At 28.5% G+C, this 17535-nt stretch carries 20 protein-coding genes; 8 read left to right on the forward strand and 12 right to left on the reverse strand.

Annotation, left to right across the window (positions count from 1 at the left end; genetic code table 11):
- Nucleotides 1-31 precede the first annotated feature (31 nt).
- Both purB and ACY2RX_RS00790 read right to left on the reverse strand, forming a co-directional pair.
- Nucleotides 32-1375 carry an adenylosuccinate lyase gene (purB, locus tag ACY2RX_RS00785; RefSeq protein WP_490102048.1) on the reverse strand — a complete coding sequence of 448 codons (1344 nt, stop codon included), beginning with the start codon at nt 1373-1375 and terminating at the stop codon, nt 32-34.
- 46 nt (nt 1376-1421) lie between these two features.
- A complete protein-coding gene (locus ACY2RX_RS00790) occupies nt 1422-2018 on the reverse strand; it encodes an adenylosuccinate lyase (protein ID WP_490102049.1) in 597 nt (198 codons plus the stop codon).
- Between the two features lie 88 nt (nt 2019-2106).
- Between ACY2RX_RS00790 and ACY2RX_RS00795 the strand changes: the two genes are divergently transcribed.
- The 6 genes from ACY2RX_RS00795 (at nt 2107) to ACY2RX_RS00820 (ending at nt 7317) form a co-directional block, all read left to right on the forward strand.
- Nucleotides 2107-2766 carry a toxin-antitoxin system YwqK family antitoxin gene (locus ACY2RX_RS00795; protein WP_490102050.1) on the forward strand — a complete coding sequence of 220 codons (660 nt, stop codon included), beginning with the start codon at nt 2107-2109 and terminating at the stop codon, nt 2764-2766.
- Nucleotides 2767-2877: 111 nt separating this feature from the next.
- A complete protein-coding gene (gene mnmA / locus ACY2RX_RS00800; RefSeq protein WP_490102051.1) occupies nt 2878-4065 on the forward strand; it encodes a tRNA 2-thiouridine(34) synthase MnmA in 1188 nt (395 codons plus the stop codon).
- A 41-nt stretch (nt 4066-4106) separates the two neighbouring features.
- Nucleotides 4107-5780 (forward strand): S8 family serine peptidase, encoded by a 1674-nt coding sequence (locus ACY2RX_RS00805; RefSeq protein WP_490102052.1) that lies wholly within the window; start codon nt 4107-4109, stop codon nt 5778-5780.
- Entirely contained in the window at nt 5780-6721 is a 942-nt protein-coding gene (locus ACY2RX_RS00810; protein WP_490102053.1) for an NAD(P)H-dependent flavin oxidoreductase, read from the forward strand. The genes ACY2RX_RS00805 and ACY2RX_RS00810 overlap by 1 nt, the downstream gene beginning before the upstream one ends.
- A gap of 117 nt (nt 6722-6838) precedes the next feature.
- The gene (locus ACY2RX_RS00815) at nt 6839-7030 is read left to right on the forward strand and encodes a cold-shock protein (protein WP_077809452.1); all 192 of its coding nucleotides are present in this window, start codon (nt 6839-6841) and stop codon (nt 7028-7030) included.
- An 89-nt stretch (nt 7031-7119) separates the two neighbouring features.
- Entirely contained in the window at nt 7120-7317 is a 198-nt protein-coding gene (locus ACY2RX_RS00820; RefSeq protein ID WP_490102054.1) for a YwbE family protein, read from the forward strand.
- A gap of 2 nt (nt 7318-7319) precedes the next feature.
- Here ACY2RX_RS00820 and ACY2RX_RS00825 read toward each other — a convergent pair whose 3' ends face one another.
- From ACY2RX_RS00825 to mtaB, 4 genes are read right to left on the reverse strand one after another with little or no spacing between them, the layout of a single operon-like run.
- Nucleotides 7320-8222, reverse strand: a complete 903-nt coding sequence (locus ACY2RX_RS00825) for a lytic transglycosylase domain-containing protein (RefSeq protein WP_490102055.1) — start codon at nt 8220-8222, stop codon at nt 7320-7322.
- Nucleotides 8223-8266: 44 nt separating this feature from the next.
- The gene (locus ACY2RX_RS00830; RefSeq protein ID WP_490102056.1) at nt 8267-8926 is read right to left on the reverse strand and encodes an alpha/beta hydrolase family protein; all 660 of its coding nucleotides are present in this window, start codon (nt 8924-8926) and stop codon (nt 8267-8269) included.
- Between the two features lie 3 nt (nt 8927-8929).
- Complete coding sequence (locus ACY2RX_RS00835; RefSeq protein ID WP_490102057.1) at nt 8930-9697, reverse strand: DUF6438 domain-containing protein; 768 nt, start codon at nt 9695-9697, stop codon at nt 8930-8932.
- A gap of 15 nt (nt 9698-9712) precedes the next feature.
- Nucleotides 9713-11029, reverse strand: coding sequence for a tRNA (N(6)-L-threonylcarbamoyladenosine(37)-C(2))-methylthiotransferase MtaB (mtaB, locus tag ACY2RX_RS00840; protein ID WP_490102058.1), 1317 nt, complete (start codon nt 11027-11029; stop codon nt 9713-9715).
- 41 nt (nt 11030-11070) lie between these two features.
- Here mtaB and ACY2RX_RS00845 point away from each other — a divergent pair, with 41 nt between their 5' ends.
- Both ACY2RX_RS00845 and ACY2RX_RS00850 read left to right on the forward strand, forming a co-directional pair.
- Nucleotides 11071-11565 (forward strand): GNAT family N-acetyltransferase, encoded by a 495-nt coding sequence (locus tag ACY2RX_RS00845; protein ID WP_490102059.1) that lies wholly within the window; start codon nt 11071-11073, stop codon nt 11563-11565.
- Nucleotides 11562-11879: an antibiotic biosynthesis monooxygenase family protein gene (locus tag ACY2RX_RS00850; protein WP_490102060.1), complete on the forward strand. Its 318-nt coding sequence runs from the start codon at nt 11562-11564 to the stop codon at nt 11877-11879. The genes ACY2RX_RS00845 and ACY2RX_RS00850 overlap by 4 nt, the downstream gene beginning before the upstream one ends.
- Here ACY2RX_RS00850 and ACY2RX_RS00855 read toward each other — a convergent pair whose 3' ends face one another.
- Genes ACY2RX_RS00855 through ACY2RX_RS00880 form a run of 6 tightly spaced genes read right to left on the reverse strand, consistent with a single transcriptional unit; the run spans nt 11880 to nt 17432 of the window.
- Nucleotides 11880-12758 carry an FAD-dependent monooxygenase gene (locus ACY2RX_RS00855; protein WP_490102061.1) on the reverse strand — a complete coding sequence of 293 codons (879 nt, stop codon included), beginning with the start codon at nt 12756-12758 and terminating at the stop codon, nt 11880-11882.
- Nucleotides 12746-13762 (reverse strand): endonuclease/exonuclease/phosphatase family protein, encoded by a 1017-nt coding sequence (locus ACY2RX_RS00860; RefSeq protein ID WP_490102062.1) that lies wholly within the window; start codon nt 13760-13762, stop codon nt 12746-12748. Before ACY2RX_RS00860 ends, ACY2RX_RS00855 begins: the two co-directional genes overlap by 13 nt.
- A 1-nt stretch (nt 13763) precedes the next feature.
- Complete coding sequence (locus ACY2RX_RS00865) at nt 13764-14618, reverse strand: rhomboid family intramembrane serine protease (protein WP_490102063.1); 855 nt, start codon at nt 14616-14618, stop codon at nt 13764-13766.
- Nucleotides 14618-15340 (reverse strand): rhomboid family intramembrane serine protease, encoded by a 723-nt coding sequence (locus ACY2RX_RS00870; RefSeq protein WP_490102064.1) that lies wholly within the window; start codon nt 15338-15340, stop codon nt 14618-14620. Before ACY2RX_RS00870 ends, ACY2RX_RS00865 begins: the two co-directional genes overlap by 1 nt.
- 2 nt (nt 15341-15342) lie before the next feature.
- Nucleotides 15343-17157 (reverse strand): DNA mismatch repair endonuclease MutL, encoded by a 1815-nt coding sequence (mutL, locus tag ACY2RX_RS00875; protein ID WP_490102065.1) that lies wholly within the window; start codon nt 17155-17157, stop codon nt 15343-15345.
- Nucleotides 17157-17432, reverse strand: a complete 276-nt coding sequence (locus ACY2RX_RS00880; protein ID WP_490102066.1) for a riboflavin synthase subunit beta — start codon at nt 17430-17432, stop codon at nt 17157-17159. Before ACY2RX_RS00880 ends, mutL begins: the two co-directional genes overlap by 1 nt.
- Nucleotides 17433-17535 lie beyond the last annotated feature (103 nt).

Here is a 17535-nt window from a genome sequence, read left to right on the forward strand (position 1 = left end):
CTACTTCTACCTTCCCACTTCTAACTTAACTCTATATTCCAGTATAATTTGCAGGTGTAATTGCCTTTAATTCTTCTTTTATTGTTGATGAAACTTCTAGAGTATCTATAAAATTAGCAATCGAATTTTGATTGATTTTTTCGTTAGTTCTCGTCAATCCTTTTAAAGCTTCATAAGGATTTGGGTAGGCTTCTCGTCTTAAAATTGTTTGAATTGCCTCTGCAACAACCGCCCAATTATTTTCTAAATCTTGCTCAAACTTTTCTTTGTTTAACAATAATTTATTTAATCCTTTTAAGGTTGATGTAAAAGCGATAATTGTATGTCCAAAAGGTACACCAACATTTCTTAAAACAGTACTATCTGTTAAATCGCGCTGTAATCTTGATATTGGTAATTTTGCAGAAAGATGTTCAAAAATAGCATTTGCAATTCCTAAATTTCCTTCAGAATTTTCAAAATCAATAGGATTTACTTTGTGTGGCATTGCTGAAGAACCCACTTCTCCTTTTTTAATTTTCTGTTTAAAATAATCCATAGAAACATAGGTCCAGAAATCTCTGTCTAAATCTATAATGATGGTGTTGATACGTTTTAAGGTATCGAACAAAGCTGCCATATGATCATAATGTTCTATCTGAGTTGTTGGAAAAGAATGTTGTAAACCTAATTTTTCTTGCACAAAAGTACTTCCAAATTCTTTCCAATCAATAGTTGGATATGCAACTTTATGAGCGTTAAAATTACCAGTTGCGCCACCAAATTTAGCTGCAGAAGGAATATCATTTAATAAATTAAATTGCTCTTTTAAACGAACTACAAAAACATCAATTTCTTTACCCAATCTTGTAGGAGAAGCAGGTTGTCCATGGGTTCTTGCCAACATAGAAACGTCTTTCCATTCAATTACTAATTCTTGTAATTTTTCTAAAACCTCAAAATAATTTGGTACATAAATAGCGTTCATTGCTTCTTTAATAGATAAAGGAACAGCAGTGTTATTAATGTCTTGAGAAGTCAATCCAAAATGGATAAATTCCTTGTACTTAGCCAAACTTAGTTTGTCAAATTTTTCTTTGATAAAATACTCAACAGCTTTTACATCATGATTTGTAATTGTCTCAATATCTTTAATTTTTTGAGCATCATCCGCAGTAAAATCTATATAAATTTTACGCAAATCTTCAAATAAATTAGTGTTAAAATCGGCTAATTGAGGTAAAGGAATTTCGCACAAAGCAATAAAATATTCTATTTCTACACGAACTCTGTATTTTATTAAAGCTTCTTCAGAAAAGTAGTTGGCTAATTTTGTTATTTTACCTCTGTAACGACCATCAATAGGAGAGATGGCATTTAATTGTGTTAAGTTCATTTTTTTAGTGCTGTTGTGAATTGCAAAAATAGACATTTAAACAGATTTATAAAGCCGATTTCTGATGTTTTTCTATCAATTCTAAAATGTGTCTGCCACGTGCTTTGCAGCCTTTACTTTCGTGAATAATTTTTGTTTGTATTAAGTGTTTTAATTCTGGATGAATCCAATCTTTTTCTAATCCAAATAAATATAGTGTATGCATTATGTAGGCTCTAACTGCAATTTTTTGAGGCGTAATTAACCAATCAAAGCCAGTTTCTACAATGGCATTAATATGATTTTTAGTTAGTTTCTGTTTAATTTCATTATCAGTTTTTGAGTAATATGCAGTTGCTAAATGTTCACAAATTTTTGCACAAGGTCTTATAGAACTATCAAATTTTAAATTTTTAATTCCTGCTGAAAATTCATCTAAATAAGGTAAAATCCAACTTAATTGATGGTGGGTACAAATCCATTCTAAAATCCAAGCAGCTTTAATGGAGGATTTATTTTCAACATCAAAAGTAATTGAAACCAAATCTTTAATTAAATTTTGATTTTCTAATACAATATTTGCAACTCTTTGCCTGTTTTCTCTTTTGGCGGTACCTAAGTTATTGAGTTGTTCTGTTAAGAATTGTAAATTTGATTTTGGCACTATTAATGTATATTTGTTTTAAAATTCTATTTAAATGATAAATATAAAAAGACTGTTTTTTGTTTTTGCCTTTTTTACTTGTTTTTTTATGAGCCAACAAGTTAATGCTCAGAAAATCAATAGATTTGATAAGAATGGAAAAAGAACAGGAGTTTGGAAAAAGTATTATCCAAATAAAAGAATTCGTTATACAGGTCAGTTTAAAAACGGAAAAGAAGTTGACGTTTTTAAGTTTTATGACATCACTACATCTAAGCATCCAACAATTATAAAAACTTTTTTTGAAAATTCTGATTCTTTGTTTGTTCAGTTTTACACTTTGAGCGGAAAAATTGAAACAGAAGGTGTATTAAATAAAAGAAAAAGAGTTGGAAATTGGAAATACTTTTATCTAAATGGCAAACTAATGTCTGAAGAAAATTATAAGAATGGTAAGTTAGAAGGAGAGCAATTGGTTTATTATCCTGATGGAAGAATTACAGAATTTGCAACGTATAAAAATGGCTTATTAGATGGAGTTGTTAGTAAATATGCAAGTAATGGGATTTTAATTGAAGAAGTAACTTATAAAAAAGGAATTCAAAATGGTTTGGCAAAATATTTTGAATTGAATGGAAAATTAAAAGAAACTGGTCATTATAAAAATGGCAAAAGAATTGGTAAGTGGGAGTATTATTTAGACGGAGAAATAGCCACAGAAAAAGATAAAAAGAAGAAAAATAGGTTTAACAAGAAAAAAAAGAATTAGTGTTTTAAAGTTTTAAAGTCGAAAAGTTTTCATTTTTGCTAAAAACTAAAAACTAAAAACTAAAAACTAAAAACTAACAAAGTTGTAACTTTGCAATCTCAAAAAATAAAAATGAAACAAGTAGTTGTTGGTCTTTCTGGCGGTGTAGATTCTAGTGTTGCAGCCTATTTATTAAAAGAACAAGGTTATGAAGTTATTGGCCTTTTTATGAAAAATTGGCACGATGATTCTGTAACAATTTCTAATGAATGTCCTTGGTTAGAAGATAGCAATGATGCCATAATTGTTGCCGAAAAATTAGGAATTCCTTTTCAAGTGGTAGATTTAAGCGAGCAATACAAAGAACGTATTGTAGATTATATGTTTGATGAATACTCAAAAGGTAGAACGCCCAATCCAGATGTACTTTGTAACCGAGAAATTAAGTTTGATGTTTTTATGGATATCGCTTTAAAATTAGGAGCAGATTATGTAGCAACAGGTCATTATTGTAGAAAAGATTCAGCAATTATTGATGGAAAACCAGTCTATAAACTATTAGCAGGAAAAGATAATAACAAAGATCAGTCTTATTTTTTGTGTCAATTATCGCAAGAACAGTTAGCAAAAGCCTTGTTTCCTATTGGCGAATTAACCAAACCCAAAGTTAGAGAAATAGCAAAAAAAGCAGATTTAATTACTGCTGAAAAGAAAGATTCTCAAGGTTTATGTTTTATTGGTAAAGTTCGTTTGCCAGAATTTTTGCAACAAAAATTACAGCCTAAAGAAGGAGAAATAATATCAATTCCTTCAGATTTTGAGCAGTACACAAAATCGATACCAAGATTTAAAAATAAAGAAGCAGAATTAAACTATTTTGCAACAAAATTTTCTTACAAAAAAGAAGATGGTACAGTGGTTGGCAAACATCAAGGAGCACATTATTTTACCAAAGGTCAGCGTAAAGGATTGAATGTTGGCGGAACAAAAGAAGCCTTATATGTAATTGAAACTGATGTTGATGAAAATATAATTTATACGGGCGAAGGTAAAAATCATCAAGGATTATACAGAAACGTTTTGTTTGTTTCAAATGAAGAAATCCACTGGATTCGTGAAGATTTAGCTTTAGATTCAGGAGAAACTCTTAAAGTAGAAGCTAGAATACGTTACAGACAAGCTTTAGAAAAAGCAACTTTACACAAAGTGGCAACAGGGTTATATGTAGCATTCGAAAACAAACAATCTGCCATACAAGAAGGTCAGTTTGTAGCTTGGTACAAAGACGAAGAACTGTTAGGCTCAGGTGTAATTTCTTAATTAAAATATTAAAAATCGTAAAAAAGTAGTAATTTCGAAAAATGAAGAAATTACTACTTTTTTTATTGGTTTTAGCTTCTTTAAAAATAAATGCTCAAGAAGATGCTTGGGTATTTATTAAAGACAAACCTAACAAGGCTACTTTTTTAGCAAATCCTTTAACAATGCTTTCTAAAAGAGCAATAAATAGAAGAACTAAATTAAATATTTCTTTAGATTCTTTAGATGTTCCTATTGATAACAATTATTATAATCAATTAAAAAACGAACCAACAATAACTGTTTTAGCAAAGTCTAAATGGTTAAATACGGTTCATATTCAAGGAAAAGTTAGCGATATAAACAATTTGTCGTCTAAATATAGTTTTATAAAACGTATAGAATTTGCAAATAAATCTTTAAATAGTGCTAATAAAACAAGAAGAAAATCAAATATTGTTAAAGCAAATCATCAAAATAAATTTAAAAATATTTTATCAGATTTTAATTATGGAGATGCAGCAAATCAAATTAAAATGCTAAAAGGAGATGTTTTACACAAGCAAGGTTTAACCGGTAAAAACCAAATAATTGCAATTATTGATGCTGGTTTTCCAAATGTAAATACACTTTCTGCTTTTAAAAGAATAAGAGATAATCATCAAATTTTAGGAGGTTATAACTTTGCAGATAGAAATGATAATTTTTACACAAGAAGTAGTCACGGAACGCACGTTTTATCATTAATTGCAGGTTATATAGAAAATAAATTTGTAGGCACAGCACCCGATGCAAAGTTTTATTTATTTATATCGGAAATAGCAGAAACAGAAACCGTTTTAGAAGAAACCCTGTGGATTGAAGCTGCAGAAAAAGCAGATAGTTTAGGTGTAGATGTTATCAATACTTCTTTAGGATATACAACTTACGATAATCCTAAGCATAGCCACGCTTATGCAGATTTAGATGGTAAAACTACAATTATTTCTAGAGGTGCAGAAATTGCTGCTTCAAGAGGTATACTTTTAGTAAATGCAGCTGGAAATAGTGGTAGTGATCCTTGGAAATATATTGGTGCTCCTGCTGATGCTCCTTCTGTAATTGCTGTAGGTGCTGTAAATGCTTCTAGAAATATTGCAAGTTTTAGTTCTTTTGGTCCAACTGCTGATGGAAGAATAAAACCTGAAATTTTGGCACAAGGACAAAATCCTTCTTTAGTAGATTACTTAACTGGTAATGTAAAAACTACTTCTAGCGGAACCTCTTTTTCATCGCCAATTATGGCAGGCTTAATTGCGTGTTTAAATCAAAATGAGAGTTTTTTATTAAAAGCTTCATCAAAAAAAACAGTAAAAAATTTAAACTACTATTTAAAAAAATCGGTATTCGAATCTGCAGATAAATTTAATAACCCTTCAGAACAATATGGTTATGGAATTCCAAATTTTGAGGTGGCATTAAACACTTATATGGCATCAACTTCTACAGAAGATAATTTGCTGAGTAATATTATAATTAGCCCAAATCCTGTTAGTACAAGTTTTAAAATTGATAATGTATTTGGAAATTTGAATGAATATCAAATACAAATTTTTGATATTTCTGGGAAAGAAGTCTTTAAACAAAAACAATTGTTTACCAATAGTTTAGATATTTCATATTTAGAAACCGGAATTTATTTACTCAAAATTTCTAAAAACAATCAACATAAAACCTTAAAGTTGATAAAACAATAATGACAAATAAAATCACAAAACTCTTCAATATAAAACATCCAATTGTTCAAGGAGGAATGATTTGGGTTTCTGGCTGGAAACTAGCTTCAGCAGTTTCTAATGCTGGTGGTTTAGGTTTAATTGGTGCTGGTTCTATGTATCCTGAAGTTTTAAGAGAACACATAAAAAAATGTAAAAAAGCAACTGATAAACCTTTTGGGGTAAATGTGCCAATGTTGTATCCTCAGATAGAGGAAATTATAAATATTATTGTTGATGAAGAGGTGAAAATTGTTTTTACTTCTGCAGGAAACCCAAAAACGTGGACTTCTTTTTTAAAGGAAAATGGCATTACAGTTGTGCATGTGGTGAGTTCTGTAAAGTTTGCTTTAAAAGCGGAAGCTGCTGGTGTAGATGCAGTGGTTTGCGAAGGTTTTGAAGCTGGAGGTCATAACGGACGTGAAGAAACTACAACTTTTACATTAATTCCGATGGCAAAAGAACAAGTGAATATTCCTGTGATTGCTGCTGGTGGAATTGGTACAGGAAGAGGAATGTTGGCTGCAATGGTTTTAGGTGCAGATGGTGTACAAATAGGAAGTAGGTTTGCTGCTACAGAAGAATCTTCTGCACACATTAACTTTAAAAATATAATTATTGACGTAAAAGATGGTGATACACATTTAACTTTAAAAGAATTAGCTCCTGTTCGTTTGATAAGAAATCAATTTTACAATGAAGTTCAGGAGTTGTATCAACAGAATCCAACCAAAGAACAATTAAAAAAATTATTAGGAAGAGCAAGAGCTAAAAAAGGAATGTTTGAAGGCGATTTAGAGAATGGAGAGCTAGAAATTGGTCAAATTGCAGGATTAATTCATCAAATAAAACCAGCAAAAGAGGTTTTAAATGAAATAATTGAGGAATTTTATGCAGTTAAAACCCTTGTTAATAGGCTTTAAGAGACTTTAAATAAAAGTAAATCAATATTTTATGCTTTTCTATTTTTATTGGCACTATCTTTGCAACTTAATAAGACGTTGTTAGGAATGAATTTAACAACACAATAATTTTTTATAATGAATAAAGGTACCGTAAAATTTTTCAATGAGTCTAAAGGATTTGGATTTATAACTGAAGAAGGAACAAACAAAGAACATTTTGTACATGTGTCAGGATTAGTTGACGAAATTCGTGAAAACGATGAAGTTGAGTTTGACTTACAAGATGGAAGAAAAGGATTAAACGCTGTAAACGTAAGAGTTATCTAACAATATATATTACAAGTTAATTTTTTATCTAAAAGCCTATCGAAATTCGATAGGCTTTTTTTATTTTAGCTTTTTAACAATAATTATTTATGATTGACGGAAGAAAAAGAAGTAATATTAGAATTGGTTTATTTGTAGAAATAGTACAGAAACCACACCAAAGATCTGGCGAATTAACTTCTGGCATTGTTGCTAAAGTTTTAACTAAATCACCAAATCACCCTTACGGAATAAAGGTTCGGTTAGAATCTGGATTGGTAGGAAGAGTTAAAAATATTATTGAATAATACTATTTTATTGGTATTTTAATTTCGTACAATTTACTACTTTTATTATTCAATTTATTTTCTCTTAACCAAGAATTGTGCAATTTTAATTCTTTATAAGTAATACCAAATTGTTTTGCAAAAGAAGCAATATTAGTGATTGCTGAATCTACTTTTATGGTTCTTGTTTTTGGTAAAGTATACAAGTCTTCTTTATCAAACATAAAACCATATTTTTTAGGATTAGAAATGACTTCTTTTAAAGCAATTATTCTAAAAACATATCTTTCTGTTTCATCGGGTAATAAAGCATCATAATAATTATTTACTTGCTGTATTTTTAATCTTTTTGCAATTCCGTAATTTCCTGCGTTATATGCAGCTGCAGCTAGTGTCCAACTACCAAAACGTTTTTTAGCTTTTTTTAAATATGCAGCAGCAACTTCTGTAGATTTTTCAATATTATAACGTTCGTCTACATTTTTATTAATTTCAAGACCAAATTCTTTGCCTGTAGTTTTCATAAAATGCCACATTCCTGCTGCACCAGCAGAAGAAGTTTCATCAATAAAAGCACTTTCTGCTAAGGCTAAAAACTTAAAATCGTCTGGCAAACCGTATTTTTTTAGCAAAGGCTCTAAAACAGGAAAGTATTTGTTGGCTCTTTTTATCAATAATAAACCATTAGATTGCCAATAAGTATTTACCAAAAGCTCTCTGTCCATTCTTTCTTTAATATCTGGTTTTTCTAATGGTACTCTCTCGCCAGCTAAATTTAAATTATTAGGAAGCTTTAAAGCTTTTATTTTATAAGTTTTATAAGTACCTAATTTTGGATCTGCATCAGATTTATTAATAGCATTTAAAAAGAAAAGCGTAACTATTAAAACACTTAATAAAGAAAGTATTCGTAAAGATTTGTTCATAATGTTAACAATTTTATCTATAAATGTATAAAAACATTATGGTTTTAACAAGTTAAAATTTTATCAATAGTATTTGAAATTTTTTTTGCCTTTGTTAAAATCATAGTATGATTTCCTCCTTCAATTTTTATACAATTTTTAATGTTTTTTATTGGAAAAATATGATCTTTGGTTCCGTGAATGTGAGTAAGATTATTTAGTGCGATTTCTTGTTTCCATTTTAAAACATTATAAATAGACCATTTTATATAGTTTTCATTTCTAACAGAAAGGTATTTCTTATAAAGTTTTGCTCTTTTTTTTAAGGATTTACCTAAAAAGTATTGAGTATATTCTTCAAAATTTACAACAACTTTTGTTGGAAAAAGTTTATAAATTTTTGTGAATTTTGCCATTTTAAATTTTTTAGGTAATTCTTCTTGATTTTTTACACTAGAAACAATTATAACGTTACTTGGTTTAACAAATTTTGCCATTTCTTGTACCATTATTCCGCCAAAAGAAACCCCAATTAGTACAGGTTTTTTTACTTTTATTTCTTCACTTAATCTCTTAGCGTAATTAGAAATAGATTCTTCTAAAGCTAAAGGTTTTTTCCATTTTAGATAATGCAACTCGTATTTATCATCAGAAAGTTCTAAGTTTTCAAAAATTTCAGGACCAGCCGCCAAGCCAGGCACAAAGTAAATAGGAATTTTTGCCATTAGTTATTCTACTAATTTTTTTTCAAATAAAATATTCTCTAAAGCTTCATAAGCAAACGCTAATTCATCAGGTACATTTTTCCAGAGTTTTATTTCAATCTGTTTATCATTATGAGTTATAAATGTACTAGGATAATCCATTAAAGATTTATCTACATAACTATCGAGATAAGTGCCAAAAGCAGCTTTTTCGAATTTATTTTTTATCTTTTTTAATTGAACTTCAGGTAGTAAAAACTCTTGTTTTCCTTTTTGCAAAACATTTTCAATTCCATTAAAAAGTACTTTTCCATTTTTAAATAAAGTAACTTCATAAACTGAGCAATCTCCAGAACAAGCTGATTTTCTTATTTTTGCATAAGTATTTTCTTCAATTTTAGTTATAGAATCTAGTACAGTTTTGGTGTTTTTTTCTATGGATGAAAAAACATCTGACTCTTTTAGTTTACCCACCCAAAAATCTTTTTTTTCTAATGGTATTTTTATGGCTGCCACTTTTAGTGTGTTTTTATCTATAGCTAAGTTGTTCCAAATTAAACCGCTGTTTTTTATCAAACTTTTAACATCAGAAATATTTTTTGGGTTCTTTAAAACTAGCAAAAAGTCTTGGTGCGTTTTTTTTACAATTGGTTTTTCTATTACTTTATCAATAGTAATTTTTTCTTTTGTAACCACTTTTTTAGTTTCTTTAATTACTGTTTTTTTTGTTTCTTTTTTTGGCTGATTACAACTTAATGCAATTAAAAAGAAAGCTAAAAGGAAATATTTCATAACCATTGTTTTTTATCAGATAAAATCGAATCTAACGATACCATCTTCATCAATTTTAATTAATTTTATTGTGTGTAATGTATTTATTAATTCGGGATCCCAAGTAGTTTTTACTTTTACATAATTTTCTGTAAAACCTTGTATATATCCTTCTTTATTTTCGTTTTCAAACAAAACTGTAAGCGTATTTCCTAACTGACTTTCATAAAATGAACGTCTTTTTTTTGCAGACAAACCTCGTAACATTTTACTGCGTTTTGCTCTTATTTTTTTAGGTACAATTCCATCCATTTCTACAGCTTCTGTATTGGGTCTTTCAGAATAGGTAAAAACGTGTAGATAAGAAATATCTAACTCATTTAAGTAGTTGTAGGTTTCTAAAAAAAGTTCGTCAGTTTCTCCAGGAAAACCAACAATTACATCAACACCAATACACGCATCTGGCATTACTTTTTTAATTTTAGAAACTCTGTCTGTATAGGTTTTACACAGATATCTGCGTTTCATTTTCTTTAATAATTCATCGCTACCAGATTGCAATGGTATATGAAAATGCGGTACAAAAGAATTTGATTTAGATACAAAATTAATCGTTTCATCCTTTAATAAATTAGGCTCTATAGACGATATTCTAAGTCTGTGAATTCCATCAACTTTATCTAATTCTTTTACCAACTCTAAGAAAGTGTGTTCGTGTTTTTTATTACCAAATTCACCTTTACCATAATCGCCAATATTTACACCTGTTAAAACAATTTCTTTAATTTCTTTTTCTGAAATTTCTTTGGCATTATTTATCACATTTTCTAAGGTGTCAGATCTAGAAATTCCACGAGCTAAAGGTATGGTGCAATAAGTACATTTATAATCGCAACCATCTTGTACTTTTAAAAAAGCACGAGTTCTATCTCCAATAGAATAGGCACCTACATAAGAATCTGCATCCGCAATTTCACAAGAATGAATCTCGCCAATATCATTTTTGGTTAAATCGTTTATGTAGCTTGTAACATTAAATTTTTCAGTAGCCCCAAGCACTAAATCTACACCATCTACAGCAGCTAATTCTTCTGGTTTTAGTTGCGCATAACATCCAACAGCAATTAAAAAAGCATCTTCATTTTTTTTCAAAGCATTTTTAACAATGGTTTTAAAACGTTTGTCAGCATTATCTGTAACCGAACAAGTGTTAATTATATAGACATCTGCTTTGTCTTCAAAATTAACTCTGCTAAAGCCTTCGTTTGTGAAATTACGAGCTATAGTAGAGGTTTCTGAGAAGTTTAATTTACAGCCTAATGTGTAAAAAGCCACTTTTTTTTCTGCAATCATTTATGTAATTTTAAAGATTGCAAATTTACAATATTATTTTGATGATTTTTGAAACAGAAAGGTTAATAATTAGAAGGTTAACTATTAATGATTTAGAGGCTTACCATAAAATGCAAAGTAATTTTAAAGTGATGCAATATGTTGATGGAGAGGTTAATACAAAAGAAAATCATTTGTTAGAATTAAAAGATTTAATTTCTAAATACCATCAACCAAAAAATGATTTTTGGATTTACGCAATAGACAAAAAAGAAGATGCTCAATTTATTGGAACTGTTGCTTTGGTAAAAGATAAAAATGATGATGAAATTGGCTATCGTTTTTTAGAAGAATTTTGGAATAATGGTTATGCATCTGAACTATGTAAAGGCACTATTTCTTATTGTAAACAAATTGGACTTAAAAAATTAGTTAGTTATGTGGTTGATAAAAATCTTGCTTCTGCTAGGGTTTTAGAGAAAAATAATTTTAAAATTATTGATAAATTTATGAATGATGAAAATCAACAAGAAATTAAATACCAATTATATTTATGATTGTAGATAATTTAAAACCACCTTATTATGCTGTTATTTTTACAACAATTGTATCAGAAAACTTAGAAGGTTATTTACAAATGGCAGAAAAAATGGAACAATTAGCTAAACAACAAAAGGGTTTTTTAGGTATAGAATCTGCTAGAAATGATTTAGGAATAACTGTTTCTTATTGGCAAACTTTAGGCGATATTGTGCTTTGGAAAAACAATGTTGAGCATACAGCAGCCAGAAATTTAGGAAGAGAAAAATGGTATAAAAAATACCAGTTGCGTATTTGTAAAGTAGAACGCGAATATGGTTTTCAGAAATAATTAAAATAATTTCTCTTTAATTTTTGCTTTTAATTTTTCTGATATGTTTGTTGGAAAAGGCTTGTCTCCGTGCAGAATATCTACCATTAAATCGCTAAATTTTTGACCGTGTTTTTTTAGAATAAAATTTCTAAGAGAATTATTGTTGTAAAAATACTTAGACAAAGTTACTCCAGATTTTAATTCATATAATAATTTTATATTGAGTTTTTCTATATATTTTTTCTTGGCAATATCTCTATCTAAATTACTTTCTATAATTGCTTCTGCCACATATTTACCACTTAAAATTGCATTAGAAATTCCTTCTGCTGTTATGGGGTCTGCAAATCCGGAAGCATCACCAATTAAAAAAACGTTTTGTTTTACAAAACCATCTGTTCTTGGTGCAACAGGTATTTGAAATCCGTGAGCTTGTTCATTTATAATTTCTTTAATACCAAGCGTTTTTAAATACTTTTTATAATACTCTTTTAAATTTATTTTTCTCTTTTTTGTGGTTAAAACTCCTAAAGATAAATGGTTTTTCTTGGGAAAAGACCAGCCATATCCATAAGGAACTGCATCAATATCAAAACGAACTTGTTTCGATAAGCGTTCAAAATCTTCTTCAGAAACTTCTACTTCATATTCTAGAGCCGGAATTAAGTTTCTGGTATCTTTTTTCCAACCCGCCATTTTTGCAGTCGGACTTAAAACGCCATCTACAGCAATAACAAAATCTGCAGCAATATTTTCTTGAGAAGTAGTTAAAATAGCTTTATTATCAATAAAACTCATATTTTTTAGAGTATTATTTTCTAATAATGTTACTCCGAAATCTTTTGCTTTTTTTACAATTAAATGATCAAAAGCATCACGCATAATTAATCTACCCAATTTATTCTTGCAGAAATAGGATAATGGTCAGAATAATCTTCAGAAAATGATGTAAATAGATTAATAGTTGCATTATTATCTGTAAAAATAAAATCTATTCTCATAGGAAACCAATAATGAAATGTTTTACCAAAACCTTTACCAGCTTCTAAAAAAGCATCTTTTTTGTTTTCTGATATTTGATTATACACCCAAGAATAAGCAGTGTTATTAAAGTCTCCGCAAATTATTTTTTTTCCTTTCCATTGTTTTTCATGTGCTAAAAACAATTCTGTTTGTGTTACTTGTTTTTTAAAGTTTATTTTTAAAGTATTGATTAATTTTTCTGAATTTTCTTGTCCAAAATTTTCTTTTTCAGGTGATATGCTTAAAGATTGTAAATGCAAATTGTAAACTCTTATGGTATCATTTTTTCTAACAATATCTGCAAAAATTATTTCGTTAGATGATTCTGGTAATTTTATAAAACCTCTATTAATAATAGGAAATTTAGAATAAATTGCCATTCCAAATCTTCCTTTTGCATATCTTTTTTTTATGTATTTATAAGGATATTTTAAAGTATATTTTGGTAATAACATATTTTCTTGAAGGCAAATAACATCGGCAGTTTGCTCATCAAAAAAAGATAAAATTTTCTTATCAATGTCTTTTTCTGCTCTCCATTTCCAATGATTAAACATTCTAACATTGTAACTTAACACTTTTAAATCATCATTTAAAGCCGTATTTTTTTTATAAAATTTATAGAATGATGTTGTAAAAAACCAACCAATTAAAAGTACAATAAATGATAAAAAGAACTGTTTTTTTAGTTTAATGAGCCAATAAATTAAGAAAGCTAAATTTAAGATTAATAAAATAGGAACAAATAAACTTAAAATAGCAAAAAGCGGAATTGTTTTTGGAGAAACATAAGGCAACAAATAAGATAATAATAGCAATGTAGCTAACAAAGAATTTATTAGATATAAAATTTTATCAAAAAAAGATAATTTTTTCATACTATTTTTTGCCTTGTTTAAACAAAAATTCTTTTTCTGTTTTAGTTAAAGTATCGTAACCAGATTTACTTATTTTATCTAAAATTTTATCTATTTCTTGTTGGTTTAAAGACGAATTATTATTGGTTTTACTCGTTTTTTTTGACGATTTATAAACCGTTTTTAACGGTTTCTTTTTTGATGAAAAAAAGGAAGCTAATTTATCCCAAATTTTTATTTCTTTGTTAGAAGCTTTGTTTACATATAAAAAACCAAATAATGCGCCACCTAAATGTGCAAAATGTCCGCCTGCATTATTACCAATTAAACCTAAAACATCAAATAATACCCAAATGGCAGCTAAATGCCACAATTTTACAAAACCAATAAAACGTAATTTTAATTGATAGTTAGGTATGTAAGTTGCAACACCAATAAAAATGGCAGAAATACCAGCAGATGCCCCAACTAATATTGATGTTTGACCAGCAAATAGCGGAAAATAATTATGACTTAAAAGAAATAAAAGTCCGCCAAAAAAAGTTCCGATAAGATAAAAACTCAATAACTGTTTTTGAGTAAAGTATTCTATAAATAAGTTGCCAATAAAATACAATGCAATTAAATTTAAAAGGATGTGTAAAAAGCCAGCATGTAAAAAACCGTAAGTAATAATGGTCCAAGGTTTAGAAAATAATGATGTAAAATTATCATCTAAAGAAAACCATTCAAAAATAAAATTAGTTTCATTTTTGTACAATCCAGAAAATACAGAAATTAAGAGCGATAAAACAAAAATAGCAATGTTAATGTAGATGAGTTTTTCTACAATATTACCGCTTTTATAGCGAGATTTTATATCATCAAAAAAACTCATTAATTGTACCTTTTAAATTGATTTTTTTTCCAAGATTTTATTAAAATATACCCTATAATCATACCACTTAAATGTCCTAAGTGAGCAATATTGTCCCATGAAAAACCTGCAATTTCCATTGATAACTCATAAATAATTAATAACGGGATAAAATACTTTGCTTTTATTGGGATAGGTAAAAAAATCATCATTAACTCAACATTTGGAAATAATATACCAAAAGCCATTAATAATCCTGCTATTGCTCCTGATGCTCCAAGAGTAGGAGTATTTATTAATGAATTTAAACTTCCTAGGTTTTCGTTAGCATAGTTTTTATTGTTTAGTATTATTTCAGATCCTTCCTTTAAAATTAAATCTATTTCACCTGCTGAATAATTATCTATAGTATATTGAATTTGTAAGTATTTAATAAAAATATAAAGTCCAGCTGAACCAATTCCAGTTAAAAAATAAAAAGACAAAAACTTTTTTCTTCCCCAAACACTCTCAAGTGCACTTCCAAACATCCATAGTGAAAACATATTAAAAGCAATATGTATAAAACTTCCATGCATAAACATAGATGTGACCAATTGCCAATACCTAAAGTGAGGGCTTTCAGTTGAAAAAAGAGAAAATAATTTTATTAATAACCTACTATCAAATAAGTAATAAGTAGCTATATAAAATATAACATTTATTATTATTAAGTGCTTGACTGATTCTGTTATTCTTTGCATTTTTAACTGTTAAATAGATTATCAATTTCGTTTAAAGTTAATGTTTTAAAAGTTGGTTTTCCAAAAGGAGAAACAGTTGGGGCTTTACAAGAAAACAAATTGTTTACTAAAGCTTCTTGCTCTTTTTCAGAAAGTTGTGTGCCCGTTTTTATAGATAATGTTTTTGCAAACGATTTTGCCATCACATCAAAATGACTAAAACTTGCATCTGGCACTTCTAAATTCATATCATTTAACAGTTCTTCTAAAATAATAGTTATTTTACTTTCTGTAACAGAAACCGGAATTCCTTTTATTGTAACACTATCTTTGGTAAATTCATCAAAAGAAAAACCAGCATTTTCTAATTCAGATTTTATAGTATATATCATTTCTATTTCTGCGGATGAAAACGATATTTTTACAGGAAATAATAATTGCTGACTGTTGGCTTCTTTTACGGTAATACTTTCTAAAAAATCTTCGTATAAAATACGTTGATGTGCCAAAGATTGATTGATTAAAACAGCTCCAGATTTTATAGAACTCAACAAATATTTACGCTGAATTTGAAACGTTTTTTGTGTTTTTATTTCTTGTTGATTGTCAAATAATTCTTCTTGTTTTGGCTCAGTTTCTACTGTAACAGAAGTATATAAAGACTCCCAACTTTCAGTTTGTTTTTGAGGTTTGTAAGTTGATTGTGAAACAATTTTATCATCCTCTTTAAAAGGATTAAAATTGGGGTCAACAGAAATTTTTGGAACTTTAGCAGTAACTGTTTTTTTATTAAAATAATAAGGAGTATCTAAGTTTGCATCTCTATTAAAATCTAATACAGGTGCCACATTATACTGCCCTAAACTGTGTTTTACAGTAGCTCTTAACATTGCATACAAAGCTTTTTCGTTGTCAAATTTTATCTCTGTTTTTGTTGGATGAATATTAATGTCTATGGTGTTTGTGGGTACTTTTAAATATAAAAAATAGGAGGGATGCGCTCCTTGTTCTAACAAACCATCAAATGCATTTACAACGGCATGATTTAAATACGAACTTTTAATAAAACGATTATTTACAAAAAAGAATTGTTCTCCGCGCTTTCTTTTTGCAAATGCTGGTTTTGCCACAAAACCTTCTATGGTTAAAATATCTGTTTGTTCGTTAATAGGAACCAATTTTTCGTTCATTTTAGCACCAAAAATACTAACGATTCTTTTTCTTAAATTGCTGTTTTTTAAATGATAAACCTCATTATTATTATGATGTAATAAGAAACAAATATTTGGATGCGCTAAAGCAACTCTCTGAAATTCATCTATAATATGGCGTGTTTCTACAGTATCTGATTTTAAAAAGTTTCTTCTGGCAGGAATGTTATAAAATAAATTCTTTACTGCTAAACTTGTTCCTTTTCCTGTAGAAATAAAATCTTGCGAAATAATTTTACTTCCTTCAATTTTTATACGCGTTCCTAAATCTTCGTTTTCTTGCTTTGTTTTTAATTCTACGTGTGCAATGGCAGCAATAGAGGCTAAGGCTTCTCCTCGAAAACCTTTGGTACATAAATTAAAAAGGTCTTCTGCTTTTTGTATTTTAGATGTGGCATGGCGTTCAAAAGACATTCTTGCATCTGTAGCACTCATTCCTATTCCGTCATCAATTACCTGAATTAACGTTTTACCAGCATCTTTTAATAATAATTTTATGTTTGTTGCACCAGCATCAATAGCATTTTCTAGCAATTCTTTAACTACAGAAGCAGGTCTTTGTACAACTTCTCCTGCTGCAATTTGGTTTGCTACATGATCTGGTAACAGTTGAATAATATCTGACATTAATTTCTTTTGAAAATAGATAAATCGAAATCTATAATGTACAAAAAGATAAGTACTAAAATTGCGATGATAATTAAAAGTGTTTTGTTTACACTTTTGTCTGAGTTTTTTAAATCTTCTATTGCATTATTAATTTTAGCTTTAAATCCTTTGTTTTTACCTGCAGTAGTTCTAAATTTATCTAATTTGTGTTCTATTTTAAAAGGATTTCCCTCTCCTTTATAGTAGCGAGGTTTATAGTCAAATTGTTTGTGTGTTCTTTTTAAAAATCCCATAATTAAAATTTAATTGGTTTGTATTGATTAAGAAGAAATCAATGATTATACCAATTGTATACCCATTTCAAATTTAAAGAAATAAAAAGGATTTCTCAAATAT

Source organism: Polaribacter sp. 2405UD43-2 (assembly GCF_058147125.1).